The sequence below is a fragment of the Salmonella sp. SAL4457 genome, from assembly GCF_046548235.1.
Classification (GTDB): Bacteria; Pseudomonadota; Gammaproteobacteria; order Enterobacterales; family Enterobacteriaceae; genus Salmonella; species Salmonella enterica.
Genome location: NZ_JBGDZO010000003.1, coordinates 276,111 through 289,686 on the forward strand (window position 1 = coordinate 276,111; position 13,576 = coordinate 289,686).

The 13,576-nt window shown below is 51.0% G+C and carries 14 protein-coding genes and 1 other RNA gene; 9 read left to right on the plus strand and 6 right to left on the minus strand.

Annotated features, from left to right (window positions below; genetic code table 11):
* Positions 1-47: 47 nt before the first annotated feature.
* Complete coding sequence (gene acrR / locus ACLJNW_RS12455; protein ID WP_000101755.1) at positions 48-701, minus strand: multidrug efflux transporter transcriptional repressor AcrR; 654 nt, start codon at positions 699-701, stop codon at positions 48-50.
* Between the two features lie 141 nt (positions 702-842).
* Here acrR and acrA point away from each other — a divergent pair, with 141 nt between their 5' ends.
* The 6 genes from acrA (at position 843) to ACLJNW_RS12485 (ending at position 7,642) form a co-directional block, all read left to right on the plus strand.
* A complete protein-coding gene (gene acrA, locus ACLJNW_RS12460; protein ID WP_024154482.1) occupies positions 843-2,036 on the plus strand; it encodes a multidrug efflux RND transporter periplasmic adaptor subunit AcrA in 1,194 nt (397 codons plus the stop codon).
* Positions 2,037-2,058: 22 nt separating this feature from the next.
* Positions 2,059-5,208, plus strand: coding sequence for an efflux RND transporter permease AcrB (gene acrB / locus ACLJNW_RS12465; protein ID WP_001132508.1), 3,150 nt, complete (start codon positions 2,059-2,061; stop codon positions 5,206-5,208).
* A gap of 495 nt (positions 5,209-5,703) precedes the next feature.
* Complete coding sequence (gene tomB / locus ACLJNW_RS12470) at positions 5,704-6,078, plus strand: Hha toxicity modulator TomB (protein ID WP_000344807.1); 375 nt, start codon at positions 5,704-5,706, stop codon at positions 6,076-6,078.
* A 27-nt stretch (positions 6,079-6,105) separates the two neighbouring features.
* Entirely contained in the window at positions 6,106-6,324 is a 219-nt protein-coding gene (locus ACLJNW_RS12475; protein ID WP_001280991.1) for an HHA domain-containing protein, read from the plus strand.
* A gap of 178 nt (positions 6,325-6,502) precedes the next feature.
* Positions 6,503-7,054: a maltose O-acetyltransferase gene (maa, locus tag ACLJNW_RS12480; protein ID WP_001278791.1), complete on the plus strand. Its 552-nt coding sequence runs from the start codon at positions 6,503-6,505 to the stop codon at positions 7,052-7,054.
* A gap of 117 nt (positions 7,055-7,171) precedes the next feature.
* Complete coding sequence (locus ACLJNW_RS12485) at positions 7,172-7,642, plus strand: YlaC family protein (protein ID WP_000136183.1); 471 nt, start codon at positions 7,172-7,174, stop codon at positions 7,640-7,642.
* A gap of 55 nt (positions 7,643-7,697) precedes the next feature.
* On the opposite strand, the gene ykgO is transcribed toward ACLJNW_RS12485, so the two are convergent.
* Both ykgO and ACLJNW_RS12495 read right to left on the minus strand, forming a co-directional pair.
* The gene (gene ykgO, locus ACLJNW_RS12490) at positions 7,698-7,838 is read right to left on the minus strand and encodes a type B 50S ribosomal protein L36 (protein WP_001197749.1); all 141 of its coding nucleotides are present in this window, start codon (positions 7,836-7,838) and stop codon (positions 7,698-7,700) included.
* Between the two features lie 5 nt (positions 7,839-7,843).
* Positions 7,844-8,104 (minus strand): type B 50S ribosomal protein L31, encoded by a 261-nt coding sequence (locus tag ACLJNW_RS12495; RefSeq protein WP_000801415.1) that lies wholly within the window; start codon positions 8,102-8,104, stop codon positions 7,844-7,846.
* A gap of 224 nt (positions 8,105-8,328) precedes the next feature.
* On the opposite strand from ACLJNW_RS12495, the gene ACLJNW_RS12500 reads away from it, so the two are divergent.
* A complete protein-coding gene (locus ACLJNW_RS12500) occupies positions 8,329-9,879 on the plus strand; it encodes an EAL domain-containing protein (protein ID WP_023182328.1) in 1,551 nt (516 codons plus the stop codon).
* A 49-nt stretch (positions 9,880-9,928) separates the two neighbouring features.
* Here the strand turns inward: ACLJNW_RS12500 and ffs are convergent.
* An RNA gene (gene ffs / locus ACLJNW_RS12505) (signal recognition particle sRNA small type) lies at positions 9,929-10,025 on the minus strand.
* A gap of 84 nt (positions 10,026-10,109) precedes the next feature.
* Between ffs and ACLJNW_RS12510 the strand changes: the two genes are divergently transcribed.
* Positions 10,110-10,499 carry an MGMT family protein gene (locus tag ACLJNW_RS12510; protein ID WP_000961285.1) on the plus strand — a complete coding sequence of 130 codons (390 nt, stop codon included), beginning with the start codon at positions 10,110-10,112 and terminating at the stop codon, positions 10,497-10,499.
* Between the two features lie 32 nt (positions 10,500-10,531).
* On the opposite strand, the gene ACLJNW_RS12515 is transcribed toward ACLJNW_RS12510, so the two are convergent.
* Positions 10,532-11,101: a YbaY family lipoprotein gene (locus ACLJNW_RS12515; protein WP_000779802.1), complete on the minus strand. Its 570-nt coding sequence runs from the start codon at positions 11,099-11,101 to the stop codon at positions 10,532-10,534.
* A gap of 214 nt (positions 11,102-11,315) precedes the next feature.
* Here ACLJNW_RS12515 and tesB point away from each other — a divergent pair, with 214 nt between their 5' ends.
* Positions 11,316-12,176 carry an acyl-CoA thioesterase II gene (tesB, locus tag ACLJNW_RS12520; RefSeq protein ID WP_000084176.1) on the plus strand — a complete coding sequence of 287 codons (861 nt, stop codon included), beginning with the start codon at positions 11,316-11,318 and terminating at the stop codon, positions 12,174-12,176.
* 99 nt (positions 12,177-12,275) lie between these two features.
* Here tesB and amtB read toward each other — a convergent pair whose 3' ends face one another.
* Positions 12,276-13,562: an ammonium transporter AmtB gene (gene amtB, locus ACLJNW_RS12525; protein WP_023203862.1), complete on the minus strand. Its 1,287-nt coding sequence runs from the start codon at positions 13,560-13,562 to the stop codon at positions 12,276-12,278.
* Positions 13,563-13,576 lie beyond the last annotated feature (14 nt).

Genomic DNA, 13,576 nt, shown 5'->3' on the forward strand with positions numbered 1-13,576 from the left:
ACAGAATAGCGACACAGAAAATGTCCAGGAGTTTTCCTGGAATATTATCAGGGGGAGCCGTTGACCGTCGACGCGCGCAGCGTCGGACACAATTGATACATCTCCAGCAGGATCGTGACGTAGGCGCGAGCTTCTTTTTTTAAATCAAACGATTGCGGAGCAAATAACCAGTTTTCCATGAGCCCTGAAATAAAGCTGCGCATCAGTATCGCCGCACGACGGGTCAGCAGATTTTCAGGCAGCATTTTAGCATTAATACAATGTTTTAACGTTTGTTCAATCCGATCGTAACTTTCCAGACAAAGGCTACGTTGCGCCTGTTGAACCACAACCATTTCTCCGACAAACTCACATTTATGGAATATAATCTCCATCAATAAGCGGCGTCGTTCTTCTGTTACAGTAGCTTCAAGAATATGAACTAAAATTTCTCTTAATACAGATAGTGGATCGTCGGGGAATTTTGCCTGATACTCAATCTCAAGCTCACCAATATTGGATTCTGATAGCTCCCAGATCTCACTGAATAAATCCGACTTATTTTTGAAATGCCAATAGATTGCGCCGCGCGTCACGCCAGCAGCGTTCGCAATCTCCGCCAGCGAGGTTGCCGATACGCCTTGCTGCGAGAACAAACGCAGGGCCACATCCAGGATGTGTTGTCGTGTCTCCAGCGCTTGTTGTTTGGTTTTTCGTGCCATATGTCGGTGAATTTACAGGCGTTAGATTTACATACATTTATGGATGTATGTACCATAGCACGACGATAATATAAACGCAGCAATGGGTTTAAGGACCTTTGACCATTGACCAATTTGAAATCGGACACTCGAGGTTTACATATGAACAAAAACAGAGGGTTAACGCCTCTGGCGGTCGTTCTGATGCTCTCAGGCAGCTTAGCGCTAACAGGATGTGACGACAAACAGGACCAGCAAGGCGGCCAGCAGATGCCAGAAGTTGGAGTTGTCACACTAAAAACGGAACCACTGCAAATCACAACTGAACTTCCGGGTCGTACCGTTGCTTACCGTATCGCCGAAGTTCGCCCACAGGTAAGCGGCATTATCCTGAAGCGTAATTTCGTTGAGGGAAGTGATATCGAAGCGGGAGTCTCTCTCTATCAGATTGATCCTGCGACCTACCAGGCGACTTACGACAGCGCTAAGGGCGATCTGGCAAAAGCGCAGGCCGCCGCGAATATCGCTGAACTGACGGTGAAGCGTTATCAAAAGCTGCTGGGTACGCAGTACATCAGTAAGCAGGAATACGATCAGGCGCTGGCTGATGCGCAACAAGCGACTGCCGCCGTTGTCGCAGCAAAAGCCGCCGTTGAAACCGCACGTATCAACCTGGCGTATACCAAAGTCACCTCACCGATTAGCGGTCGTATTGGTAAGTCGTCCATAACGGAAGGCGCGCTGGTACAGAACGGTCAGGCGTCGGCGCTGGCGACAGTGCAGCAGCTGGACCCTATTTATGTCGATGTGACCCAGTCCAGCAATGATTTCCTGCGCCTGAAGCAGGAGCTGGCAAATGGTTCGCTGAAGCAGGAAAACGGCAAAGCGAAGGTCGATCTGGTGACCAGCGACGGTATCAAATTCCCGCAATCCGGTACGCTTGAGTTCTCCGACGTGACCGTTGACCAAACCACCGGATCTATTACTTTGCGCGCCATCTTCCCTAACCCGGATCACACCTTATTGCCAGGAATGTTCGTTCGCGCACGTCTGCAGGAAGGGACAAAACCGGCGGCATTACTGGTTCCACAACAGGGCGTTACCCGTACTCCACGCGGCGATGCCACGGTGCTGGTGGTTGGCGCTGATAACAAAGTGGAAACCCGCCAAATCGTCGCAAGCCAGGCGATCGGCGATAAGTGGCTGGTGACTGACGGGTTGAAAGCGGGCGACCGCGTAGTCGTCAGCGGGCTGCAAAAAGTACGTCCTGGCGCACAGGTTAAAGTGCAGGAAATTACCGCGGATAACAAACAGCAAGCCGCAAGCGGTGATCAACCTGCTCAGCCCAGGTCTTAACTTAAACAGGAGCCGTTAAGACATGCCTAATTTCTTTATCGATCGCCCTATATTTGCGTGGGTGATCGCCATCATCATCATGTTGGCAGGGGGGCTCGCGATCCTCAAATTGCCGGTAGCGCAATATCCGACGATTGCGCCACCAGCAGTGACGATCTCCGCAACCTACCCTGGCGCTGATGCGAAAACGGTACAGGATACCGTCACGCAGGTTATCGAACAGAATATGAACGGTATCGATAACCTGATGTATATGTCCTCCAACAGTGACTCCACGGGGACCGTGCAGATCACGCTGACCTTTGAATCCGGTACCGATGCGGACATCGCGCAGGTTCAGGTTCAGAACAAGTTGCAACTGGCAATGCCGTTACTTCCCCAGGAAGTACAGCAACAGGGCGTGAGCGTTGAGAAGTCCTCAAGTAGCTTCCTGATGGTAGTGGGCGTCATTAACACCGACGGCACCATGACCCAGGAGGATATTTCGGATTACGTTGCCGCCAATATGAAAGATCCGATCAGCCGTACCTCTGGGGTGGGCGACGTCCAGCTGTTTGGTTCGCAATATGCGATGCGTATCTGGATGAATCCGACAGAGCTGACCAAATACCAACTGACGCCGGTCGACGTGATTAACGCGATCAAAGCGCAGAACGCCCAGGTCGCAGCAGGTCAGCTCGGTGGTACGCCGCCGGTAAAAGGCCAGCAGCTTAACGCATCGATTATTGCCCAAACGCGTCTGACCTCAACGGATGAGTTTGGCAAAATCCTGCTGAAGGTGAATCAGGATGGCTCTCAGGTTCGTCTGCGGGATGTAGCGAAAATTGAGCTTGGCGGCGAAAACTACGACGTCATCGCGAAATTTAACGGTCAGCCAGCGTCAGGTCTTGGCATCAAACTGGCTACCGGCGCCAACGCGCTGGATACCGCTACCGCTATTCGCGCCGAACTGAAAAAAATGGAACCGTTCTTCCCGCCAGGGATGAAAATCGTCTACCCGTATGACACCACGCCGTTCGTGAAGATCTCTATTCATGAAGTGGTAAAAACGCTGGTCGAAGCGATTATCCTCGTGTTCCTGGTGATGTACCTGTTCCTGCAGAACTTCCGCGCGACGTTGATTCCGACTATTGCGGTTCCGGTGGTGTTGTTGGGAACCTTTGCCGTGCTTGCGGCATTCGGTTTCTCGATAAACACGCTGACGATGTTCGGGATGGTGCTCGCCATCGGCTTGCTGGTGGATGACGCCATCGTGGTGGTCGAGAACGTCGAACGTGTTATGACGGAAGAAGGCCTTCCGCCGAAGGAAGCGACGCGCAAATCCATGGGCCAGATTCAGGGCGCATTGGTGGGTATCGCGATGGTACTGTCGGCGGTATTTATTCCGATGGCCTTCTTTGGCGGCTCAACCGGGGCAATTTATCGTCAGTTCTCTATCACCATCGTATCGGCGATGGCGCTGTCGGTGCTGGTCGCGCTGATCCTGACGCCCGCGCTGTGCGCGACGATGCTCAAACCCGTCGCCAAAGGCGATCATGGCGAAGGGAAAAAAGGCTTTTTCGGCTGGTTTAACCGCCTGTTTGATAAGAGCACGCATCACTACACCGATAGCGTAGGCAATATTCTGCGCAGCACCGGGCGTTATCTGCTGCTCTATCTCATTATCGTCGTCGGTATGGCTTATCTGTTCGTTCGTCTGCCAAGCTCTTTCTTGCCGGATGAAGACCAGGGCGTATTCCTGACAATGGTCCAGCTCCCCGCCGGCGCGACGCAAGAGCGCACGCAAAAAGTGCTGGATGAGGTCACGGATTACTATCTGAACAAAGAGAAAGCCAACGTTGAATCGGTATTCGCCGTCAACGGCTTCGGTTTTGCAGGGCGCGGTCAGAATACCGGTATTGCATTCGTGTCGTTGAAAGACTGGGCCGATCGTCCAGGCGAAAAAAACAAGGTTGAAGCGATTACCCAGCGGGCAACCGCAGCGTTTTCACAAATTAAAGATGCGATGGTCTTCGCCTTTAACCTGCCGGCGATTGTTGAACTGGGCACCGCAACCGGGTTTGACTTCGAGTTGATTGACCAGGCGGGACTTGGTCATGAAAAACTCACCCAGGCACGTAATCAGTTGTTCGGCGAGGTGGCGAAATATCCTGATCTGCTGGTCGGCGTTCGACCTAACGGTCTGGAAGATACGCCGCAGTTTAAAATCGATATCGACCAGGAAAAAGCTCAGGCGCTGGGCGTGTCTATTAGCGACATTAATACCACGCTGGGCGCAGCATGGGGCGGCAGCTATGTAAACGACTTTATCGATCGCGGTCGTGTGAAGAAAGTTTACGTGATGTCCGAAGCGAAATACCGCATGTTGCCGGATGATATTAACGACTGGTACGTTCGTGGTAGCGATGGTCAGATGGTGCCGTTCTCCGCATTCTCCTCTTCCCGCTGGGAATATGGTTCGCCGCGTCTGGAACGCTATAACGGTCTGCCTTCGATGGAAATTCTGGGTCAGGCGGCGCCAGGCAAGAGTACTGGTGAAGCGATGGCGATGATGGAAGAACTGGCCAGCAAGCTGCCGTCAGGCATTGGGTATGACTGGACCGGGATGTCCTACCAGGAGCGGTTGTCCGGCAACCAGGCCCCTGCCCTGTATGCTATCTCGCTGATCGTCGTCTTCCTGTGTCTGGCGGCATTGTATGAGAGCTGGTCTATCCCGTTCTCCGTAATGCTGGTTGTTCCGCTTGGGGTTATCGGCGCGCTGCTGGCCGCGACCTTCCGCGGACTGACTAACGACGTTTACTTCCAGGTGGGCCTGCTCACAACCATTGGGTTGTCGGCGAAGAACGCGATACTTATCGTCGAATTCGCCAAAGACTTAATGGATAAAGAAGGGAAAGGTCTGGTAGAAGCGACGCTGGAGGCCGTCCGGATGCGTTTGCGCCCGATTCTGATGACCTCGTTAGCGTTCATGCTGGGGGTTATGCCGCTGGTTATCAGTTCCGGCGCGGGTTCCGGCGCGCAGAATGCGGTAGGTACTGGCGTACTGGGCGGGATGGTAACGGCAACCGTACTGGCTATTTTCTTCGTACCGGTCTTCTTCGTGGTGGTACGCCGCCGCTTTAGCCGTAAAAGCGAAGATATTGAGCATAGTCATTCGACAGAACATCGCTGATTTGCTCACTGTAGATAAGGCCGCGCAAGCGGCCTTTTTTACGCAAAAATCATAAAATACGCTTATTGTTAGATTGATTATTTTTTGCCATATTAATAAAATGTATAATCCTTACTGCGTTAAAGGCTTTTCTTAGGAAAGTTGGCCATTTCTTAATTCAGCCATTAATTAAGAAATATTAAGAATATTCCTGGCTATTTTCTCCTGTCAGAGTCTATTGTTTTAGCCTGAAAAGCTAAAAAACGTTAACCCAATGATTACACAAACAATAAAACTGGTTCCTTTTTAGGCGACCGACGATCACTGTTAAAATTCGAAAAAGTATGGCAACACGCGGCTTTCACGCAATTGTAATTTTTCGTAATATGACGATGAAAAGTTTTTTAGAGTAGATTATAGTTAAATCATAAGGTGACGTGGGAAGTACCAGGTTAGTTAGTTGTATCCATCCCGAAGGTGTTCGGTTAGTTTAAGCCACTAAAAAGGGGATGCATTATGGACGAATACTCACCCAAAAGACATGATATAGCACAGCTTAAATTTCTTTGCGAAACCCTGTATCATGACTGTCTTGCAAACCTTGAAGAAAGCAACCATGGCTGGGTTAATGACCCGACCTCAGCAGTCAACCTGCAGCTCAATGAGCTGATAGAACATATTGCAACTTTCGCTCTTAATTATAAAATTAAGTACAATGAAGACAATAAATTGATTGCGCAGATAGATGAATACCTGGACGACACCTTTATGTTGTTCAGCAGCTATGGTATTAATACGCAGGATTTGCAAAAATGGCGTAAATCGGGCAACCGCCTGTTCCGTTGTTTCGTCAACGCCACCAGGGCTAATCCTGTTAGTTTGTCTTGTTAAAAATTATTACAATCATAGGTAGAATTTATGTCTGATAAACCATTAACTAAAACTGATTATTTGATGCGTTTACGGCGCTGTCAGACAATTGACACTCTGGAGCGCGTCATTGAGAAAAATAAATATGAATTGTCCGACAATGAGCTGGCTGTATTTTACTCAGCTGCGGATCACCGTCTTGCAGAATTGACAATGAACAAACTCTACGACAAGATCCCCTCTTCAGTATGGAAATTCATTCGTTAATCACGCTACATTACTTTTTAGAGAACACGCAGGTGTTATCTGCCTCCTCGTTCTGGCTAATAACACAACGGGCTATTATAGAACAGTGATATAGATCACATACCAATAGCAGGGAACGTTCCCTCTAATACTTTATTATTGCTTCTATTGCGATAATATCCACCAAGGGGAGCGCGCGATGAGTGACGAAAAACAAAAAATGATCGCTGGGGCACTGTATTGCCCGACCGATGAAACTTTATGCCAGGATCGACTGCGGGCGCGTCAACTCATCCATCAATACAATTATACTACGCCTGATGAAATAAATAAGCGTCAGGCGATTTTACGCGACCTGTTGGGTCGATGCGAAGACGCCTATATTGAACCTTCCTTTCGTTGCGACTACGGCTATAATATTTTTCTTGGTCACTCCTTTTACGCTAACTTCGACTGCGTCATGCTTGATGTTTGCCCAATTCATATTGGCGATAATTGTATGCTCGCGCCAGGGGTACATATCTATACCGCCACGCACCCGCTGGACGCCGTCGAACGCAACAGCGGCAGAGAATTCGGTAAACCCGTCACTATTGGAAATAACGTCTGGATAGGCGGACGAGCCGTCGTTAATCCTGGCGTAACCATCGGCGATAACGTCGTCGTCGCTTCAGGCGCTGTGGTGACAAAAAACGTACCGCCAGACGTCGTGGTAGGCGGAAACCCGGCGCGAATCATTAAAAAATTGTAGCCAAAATGATAACTGTTATGCTAATTCGGGGCTAATCTGTTACTTTTTTCACGTTACACCTCCCTTTAAAATGGGCTGTTATTACCTCCTATGTCGCAGAAATCATGAAGGCAAAAGATGACAGAGATACAGCGCCTGCTTAGCGAAACTATTGATGACTTAAACGTCCGTGAAAAACGCGATAACAGGCCGCGTTTTAGTATCAGTTTTATCCGCAAGCATCCTGGGTTATTTATCGCGATGTATGCGGCCTGGTTTGCGACGCTGGCGGTCATGCTGCAATCAGAAACGCTGGTGGGGTCAGTGTGGCTGTTAGTGGTGTTATTTATCGCATTTAATGGCTTCTTCTTTTTCGACATCGCCCCGCGTTATCACTATAACGACATCGATGTGCTGGACCTCCGGGTCTGTTACAACGGCGAATGGTACAACACCCGCTTTGTTCCCCCCACGCTCATTGAGACGATTCTTCAATCTCCACAGGTGGATAATGAACATAAAGTCCAGCTGCAAAAAATGGTTGCCCGTAAGGGCGAACTTTCCTTCTACGATATTTTTACGCTGGCCCGCGCAGAAGCCAGCCGGTAATAAAAAAGTGCGCACCCTCCCTGGTACGCACTGCTTTCCCTGAACTGTTGGTTTTTTAACGTCTTTTTTTACGCCCCTGAACCGCCTTAAAACGCGGATTTGTTTTACAAATCACGTATAAGCGTCCTTTGCGTTTGACTATCTGGCAGTCCGGATGCCGTTGTTTTGCATTGCGAAGTGAGTTTAACACCTGCATTTCATTTACCCCCGTTTAGCGCCGATAAAATGACCAAAACGTTTCTGGAAGCGTGCGGCGCTACTTTCGCTATCAAACGTTTTCTGTCTACCGGTATAAAAAGGATGCGATTTTGATGACACATCAATAGTGACATACGGATATGTCACGCCGTCCAGTTCGATTTCACGTTCAGTTTTGATAGTTGATCCCACTTTCACATATTCATTTGCGCTGGTGTCGTGAAATACGACGGTGCGGTATACAGGATGAATATCAGGTTTCATTGCGCTCTCTCAATTATGTTATAACATAACAATAAAATACGCTATCAACGCTCCTTTTTCAACCGGTAAACATTCACGATCTCTTCCTGGCGGCAAAAGCAACGTGGCGTAACGCGTTAGTCTGGCCCCTGTATCTGTAAAATCGATAAAATAGCTTTATCATTCAAGGGCGCGATTTACGATCGGATATACTTTCTCTACGCTGTGTTTATAAGGACATCACTGTGACAACACGACATCTGGTCAGCCTGGTAACGGGAGTGCTTATCCTGTCTGTCCTTTTCCCGATAGGATTGAGCCTGTGGCTGGCGCACCGTCAAGTTGAAAAAAGGTTTAATGAAGAGCTGGATATCTTCTCGTCCCGGGTGGCGCTACGTACAGAAAGGGTCAGTGACCAGGCAAAAGCCGCGTTAACGCATATTGCCTCCTTTAAAGGCGAGCCCTGCAGCAGCGCCCATTTACTCGCCATGCGCCGCGTGTCTTATAGCTTTCGGTATGTCCAGGAAGTTCTGTATCTTAAAAATTCGATTCCCGTTTGCTCCTCACTTGAAAAAGAGAGCCATATTCCCGCGTTCCCTCCGCCCATGAAAATCACTCGCGACGGTTATCACGCCTGGTTTACGGCGCAAAACGATCTGGGTATAAAACGCTATATGGCGGCACTCGGGAGCGACAGCTATATCGTGATGATCGACCCGGCGTCCTTTATCGATGTGATTCCGTTTGGCGCATGGCCGATTGACGTCGCTATTATTGGCCGGGAACGCAATACTGTGGTTGCCAGCAGCGGTAACCTTGACCCCGCTATTCTTCCGCTCATTCACCATGAGACGCCCCTGCGGCTGGAAAACCGAGGCATTCAGTATGCTATCCACCCCTTTCCGGAAATGGGCATTACTATCGTAAGCTGGGCACCGACCGCTCCGCTGGAAAGGAGCTGGTATCGACAGGCGTTTATCTGGCTACCGGCGGGCATCGTAACGGGTCTGCTGGCCGCGGCCTTTATTCTGCGTATTTTGCGTCGGCTACAGTCGCCCCGCCACCGTCTCCAGGATGCGATAGACAATCGCGAAATTAACGTACACTATCAGCCTATTGTCTCCCTGAGCAGCGGAAAAATTGTCGGTGCCGAAGCCTTAGCTCGCTGGCAACAGGCGGACGGCACCTTCCTTTCGCCGGAAATTTTTATCGCGCTGGCTGAACAAACCGGGCTCACGGAGCCGCTAACCCGGTTAATCATCGAAACCGTTTTTGAAGACATGGGGAGTTGGTTAAAGTCCCATCCCGAACAACATATTTCAATCAATCTTGAGGCATCCGATCTGGCGTCGGAAACGTTGCCGACGCTGTTAAGCACGCTGCTGAACCGTAGCCAAATTTCTCCGTCGCAAATCGCGCTTGAATTAACGGAACGCGAGTTCGCCGATCCGAAAACCAGCGCGCCCATTGTCGCCAGATACCGTAACGCGGGACATTCCATTTATATTGATGACTTTGGCACCGGCTATTCCAGCCTCAGCTACTTACAAAATCTGGATGTGGATGTCCTTAAAATTGATAAATCTTTTGTCGATGCGCTGGAATATAAAAACGTCACGCCGCATATTATTGAAATGGCGAAAACGCTCAAACTCAAGATGGTCGCAGAAGGCATCGAAACGACCAGGCAAGAACAGTGGCTACGCCAGCATGGCGTACATTATGGTCAGGGCTGGTTATACAGTAAGCCCCTACCCGCTACGGCATTTATTCTTTGGGCGGAACAGCGGCTATAACGTCGCACAGCAGAAAAGAACAGTGTGGAGAGGCACAAATGGGTGGGGGCCCTGCCAGCTACATCCCGGCACACGCGTCATCTGCCTTGGCTGCTTCCTTCCGGACCTGACCTGGTAAACAGAGTAGCGTTGCGGGAGAACCAACAGAGCCCCCATTGAGAGCGTTGTGAACCAACGCGCAGGCGCATTATCACTGCTATATCGTGCAATTGCAACCCATCAGGCATCGGATGCTGGTTTCTTGCGCATCCGGGCTTTCCTCCCCCCTTATTCCAGATTATCCTGAAGCATTAACGCAGGATTCTATTATGGATATTCAGGACACTTTTCCTCAACGCGTCTGGCAAATCGTCGCCTCGATCCCGGAAGGATTTGTCACGACCTACGGTGATGTCGCCCGGCTTGCCGGTTCGCCTCGGGCGGCGCGTCAGGTCGGCGGAGTTTTAAAACGTCTGCCGGAAGGCAGCACTTTACCATGGCATCGGGTGGTGAACCGCCACGGCGCAATATCACTTACCGGGCCGGATCTACAGCGGCAACGTCAGGCATTACTGGCGGAAGGCGTGGTGGTGTCGGGAAGCGGACAAATCGATTTACAACGCTATCGCTGGGTGTATTAACCCTCTCCGTAACGGAGAGGGTTGGCGCAGGATTAATACTGGGTAGGCGCAGGAACGGCAGAAGACGGATTGACCTGGGTCGGTGAGGTCGATGGAACCGTCGTCGTCGCACCGCCGCTGGCCTGCACAGGCACCGCCGTTTGCTGTACCGGTACCAGCGTCAGATCCGCTTTAGTGCCGCCATTATTAATCACCGGTTTCACGCTATCGGTAATAAATACCAGCTTATTGTCAACGGTGATGGCCGCGCTCAGGAGAATACGCGCGTTAGGTTGAATATCTGATGGGTTAAACGGCAACACAAAACTGAAAGGCGCCTGTTTACCTTCGGTACGTACCGCTTTTTGCGACAGCACCTTAGACGGCGCATCAGCCAGCGAAGCATCTGAAAGCGTCACGGTCAGCACCGCATCTGGCGGCAGAGCGACCTTCTGGCGGATCCAGACGGTACCGGAAACATTGGGTTGCTGAATAGTAGACTGGTTAGCTGTAATCGACATGTTAGGGTTTGGCGCAGGCGTCTGGATATCAGCGCTTTTATCAGCGCAGGCCGCCAGAGATATCGCAACCGCTAAACCACTTACGATGTGCACGAGTTTCATTCAATTCTCCTTATCATCAATGCACCAGCAGGCCTTTCCCCCCGCCGGAAGAGTGGTTAACAGAAACATAACGTGATTAAGTGTGGCACATGTCACTCATTTTTGCCTGGAATTGGTCTGTTATTCAGACTTTTGTACCCATCGGACCACTTGCAAAATTGCGTTATACTCTGCCCTACCTCGCTTCGGCATCGTTGTCACCTGGAGAGTATGTATGAGTCAGACACTGAATAATTTGCTGACATTATTGAATCTGGAAAAAATTGAAGAAGGACTCTTTCGGGGCCAAAGTGAAGACTTAGGGCTGCGCCAGGTATTTGGCGGTCAGGTGGTGGGCCAGGCGCTCTATGCCGCCAAAGAAACGGTGCCGGAAGCGCGACTGGTACATTCATTCCACAGTTATTTTCTGCGGCCAGGCGACAGCCAAAAACCCATTATCTATGACGTAGAAGTGCTGCGCGATGGGAATAGCTTCAGCGCCCGCCGCGTTGCCGCTATTCAGAACGGGAAACCCATCTTTTACATGACCGCCTCATTCCAGGCACCGGAACCGGGTTTTGAACATCAAAAAACCATGCCGACGGCAGTCGGGCCGGAAGGACTACCGTCAGAAACGGAAATCGCGCAATCGCTGGCGCATTTACTGCCGCCGATTCTGAAAGAAAAGTTTCTCTGCGATCGCCCGCTGGAAATTCGTCCCGTCGAATTTCACAATCCGTTGAAAGGTCACGTCGCCGCGCCTGTGCGTCAGGTATGGATTCGCGCCAACGGCACCGTTCCGGATGACATTCGCGTCCATCAATATTTACTGGGATATGCCTCGGATCTGAATTTCCTTCCCGTCGCGCTTCAGCCTCACGGCATCGGTTTTCTGGAAAAGGGCATTCAGATCGCCACTATCGATCACTCTATGTGGTTCCATCGCCCGTTCAATTTTAATGAATGGCTACTTTATAGCGTAGAGAGCACTTCCGCCTCCAGCGCCCGGGGCTTTGTTCGCGGCGAGTTTTATACTCAGGATGGCGCGCTGGTCGCTTCAACCGTGCAGGAAGGGGTAATGCGTAATCACAATTAAAAAACATGCCGCTATGCGGCGTTAATGGCCTGATGACGCTGCGCTTATCCGGCCTACGGTAAACTGGATAAGCGCAGCGCCATCAGGCATGTTGCGCAATCACGCGTTATACGCATTCTCGCCGTGACTGTTCACATCCAGCCCCTCGCGCTCCTGCTCTTCCGGTACACGCAGTCCAACAAGGATATCCGCCAGTTTGTAACCAACAAACGCGACAACGCCGGACCAGACGACCGTAATAGCAATACTTTCCAGCTGTACCATCACCTGATGTCCCATCGTAACGCCGTCGACAAAGCCAACGCCGCCCAGCGAACTGGCGGCAAAAACGCCGGTCAGGATACAGCCGATTATTCCGCAAACGCCGTGAACGCCAAATACGTCGCACGGATCATCTACCCGTAGCAGACGTTTAAGCATGGTGACTCCCCACAATCCCGCCAGACCCGCAATAACGCCGATAACCAGCGCGCCGCCAACGCCAACATAGCCACAGGCTGGCGTCACGCCGACCAGACCGGCAATCGCGCCGGAACACGCCCCCAGCAGGGAAGGCTTACCGCGTAGCGTCCACTCGCCGATAATCCACCCCAGAATCGCGGCGGCGGTCGCCACCACGGTGTTCACAAAGGCCAGCGCTGCTATCTCGTTTGCGCTACCCGCAGAACCCGCGTTAAATCCAAACCAGCCGATATACAGAATCGCAGTACCGGTAAAGACCATCGGCAGGTTATGGGGTTTAAATGCTTCTTTCCCAAAGCCGACGCGTTTGCCAATTAAATAAGCCCCCACCAGCCCGGCGATAGCGGCGTTAATATGCACCACCGTACCACCGGCAAAATCCAGCGCGCCGTGAGCAGCCAGCAGGCCGCCGCCCCACACCATGTGCGCAATCGGGATATAAGAGAGCGTGAACCACACCACGACAAAAATCAGTACCGCCGAAAAACGAATACGCTCCGCCAGCGCGCCGACAATCAGCCCGACGGTAATACAGGCGAAAGATCCCTGAAACGCGACATGAATATACTGATAAATCGTACCCGTTACCGCCGTCAACGCGATATTCTTCAACATCGCCCCATCGGCATTACCGAAGAAATGATTCCCTTCGCCAAAAGCCAGCGAATAGCCGTACACCACCCATAAAATACAGACCAGCGCAAAGGTGACGGTCACTTGCGTTAACATTGACAGCACATTCTTGGCGCGAATTAATCCGCCGTAAAACAGCGCGATACCCGGTATCGTCATGAACAGCACCAGCGCGGTGCAAATCATCATAAAAGCACTATCCGCTTTATCGGCAGCCGCTGGCGCGGCTATCGTTAGCCCAGGCAGCAGCGCCAGTGAAGCCAGTGTGGTTTTTATCATCGCTATCTTCATTTTTTCATTTCCTG

What these genes read in the sequence shown, in the direction of transcription:
- acrR (WP_000101755.1), bottom strand. Translation starts at nt 701, where the DNA reads ATGGCACGAAAAACCAAACAACAAGCGCTGGAGACACGACAACACATC.
- acrA (WP_024154482.1), top strand. Translation starts at nt 843, where the DNA reads ATGAACAAAAACAGAGGGTTAACGCCTCTGGCGGTCGTTCTGATGCTC.
- acrB (WP_001132508.1), top strand. Translation starts at nt 2,059, where the DNA reads ATGCCTAATTTCTTTATCGATCGCCCTATATTTGCGTGGGTGATCGCC.
- tomB (WP_000344807.1), top strand. Translation starts at nt 5,704, where the DNA reads ATGGACGAATACTCACCCAAAAGACATGATATAGCACAGCTTAAATTT.
- ACLJNW_RS12475 (WP_001280991.1), top strand. Translation starts at nt 6,106, where the DNA reads ATGTCTGATAAACCATTAACTAAAACTGATTATTTGATGCGTTTACGG.
- maa (WP_001278791.1), top strand. Translation starts at nt 6,503, where the DNA reads ATGAGTGACGAAAAACAAAAAATGATCGCTGGGGCACTGTATTGCCCG.
- ACLJNW_RS12485 (WP_000136183.1), top strand. Translation starts at nt 7,172, where the DNA reads ATGACAGAGATACAGCGCCTGCTTAGCGAAACTATTGATGACTTAAAC.
- ykgO (WP_001197749.1), bottom strand. Translation starts at nt 7,838, where the DNA reads ATGCAGGTGTTAAACTCACTTCGCAATGCAAAACAACGGCATCCGGAC.
- ACLJNW_RS12495 (WP_000801415.1), bottom strand. Translation starts at nt 8,104, where the DNA reads ATGAAACCTGATATTCATCCTGTATACCGCACCGTCGTATTTCACGAC.
- ACLJNW_RS12510 (WP_000961285.1), top strand. Translation starts at nt 10,110, where the DNA reads ATGCTGGTTTCTTGCGCATCCGGGCTTTCCTCCCCCCTTATTCCAGAT.
- ACLJNW_RS12515 (WP_000779802.1), bottom strand. Translation starts at nt 11,101, where the DNA reads ATGAAACTCGTGCACATCGTAAGTGGTTTAGCGGTTGCGATATCTCTG.
- tesB (WP_000084176.1), top strand. Translation starts at nt 11,316, where the DNA reads ATGAGTCAGACACTGAATAATTTGCTGACATTATTGAATCTGGAAAAA.
- amtB (WP_023203862.1), bottom strand. Translation starts at nt 13,562, where the DNA reads ATGAAGATAGCGATGATAAAAACCACACTGGCTTCACTGGCGCTGCTG.